General features: G+C 62.7%; 2 protein-coding genes. Both read right to left on the reverse strand.

What is annotated here, in order from left to right:
- On the reverse strand, positions 1 to 659 hold a 659-nt coding region (locus tag HBF25_RS21985), incomplete at its 3' end, for an IS3 family transposase (protein WP_166953031.1).
- Positions 656 to 961 carry a transposase gene (locus tag HBF25_RS21990; RefSeq protein ID WP_166953034.1) on the reverse strand — a complete coding sequence of 102 codons (306 nt, stop codon included), beginning with the start codon at positions 959 to 961 and terminating at the stop codon, positions 656 to 658. The genes HBF25_RS21990 and HBF25_RS21985, both read right to left, overlap by 4 nt.
- Positions 962 to 1,022 lie beyond the last annotated feature (61 nt).

Genomic DNA, 1,022 nt, shown 5'->3' on the forward strand with positions numbered 1-1,022 from the left:
CTGCGAAACACCCGCTCGACCACCGCGTTGTCCCAGCAATTGCCCTTACGGCTCATGCTTTGGATGGCCCCGTGCTGGGCCAGATGAGCGACGAAGCGATCGGAGGTGTATTGGCAGCCTTGATCGGTATGCATGATGACGCCCGGTCCGGGCCGACGCAGGGCAAAGGCCAGTTCGCTGGCCGCCAGGGCCTGTCGCGTATCGGCCACGGTACTGGTCGCCCAGCCGATGATCCGGCGCGAGAACAGATCCACGACCACGGCCAGATACAGCCAGCCCTGGCGGGTGGGAATGAACGTTATGTCGCCGACCCACGCCTGGTTGGCGTGGCCCGGATCAAACTGGCGATTGAGCACATTGGCCGCCGGTGCCGGCTTGGTGTTGCGTCGATAGTGTTGATAGCGCTTCTTCCTCACCTGAAGCCCCAGCCGACGCATGAGCGTGGCCGCGGCCTCACGACCGATGGTAAAGCCATGCCGTCTCAATCCACGGGCCATACGCCGTGCTCCGACGCTCTGGCGACTGGATCGATGGATGGCATGAGCGGTCTTGGCCAGGCGCGCCTCGACCGGCGGCTTCGGCATGGGCACCGTGTAGAAGCCACTGCGTGACCAGCCCAGGATGGCGTAGACGCGCCGGACCGACAGGTGCCCTCTCACCTTCTCGACGATCTGCGCGGCTTCAAGATACGTGCGAGGTGAGAGGGCAATTGTTTTTTTAGGACGTCACGCTCTTCTTCGATGGCTTTCAACTGGTCCCTGAGCTGGGCAATAAGGAGCTGCTGCTCGGCCAACGTCTGGGGCATGGTGGCCTGCTGGGCCTGCCACTCGTCGACCCAACGCCGCAGGGCCGTCGGCCCCACACCCATTAATTTGGCCGCCTGGGGGGCTGTATGCCCCCCATCGATGACCAGTCGCACGGCCTCGACCTTGATGGCCGCGGATATTTTTCTATGACCCATGAATCACCTCGTAGGAGAAGTTTGCTCCTATCGGTGGTCCTGAAAAACCCGGCCACTACAG

It is taken from the genome of Luteibacter anthropi (assembly GCF_011759365.1).
GTDB classification, from domain to species: Bacteria; Pseudomonadota; Gammaproteobacteria; order Xanthomonadales; family Rhodanobacteraceae; genus Luteibacter; species Luteibacter anthropi.

Excerpts from the sequence above, each read along its gene's own strand:
- HBF25_RS21990 (WP_166953034.1), bottom strand. The coding sequence starts at position 961 with ATGGGTCATAGAAAAATATCCGCGGCCATCAAGGTCGAGGCCGTGCGA.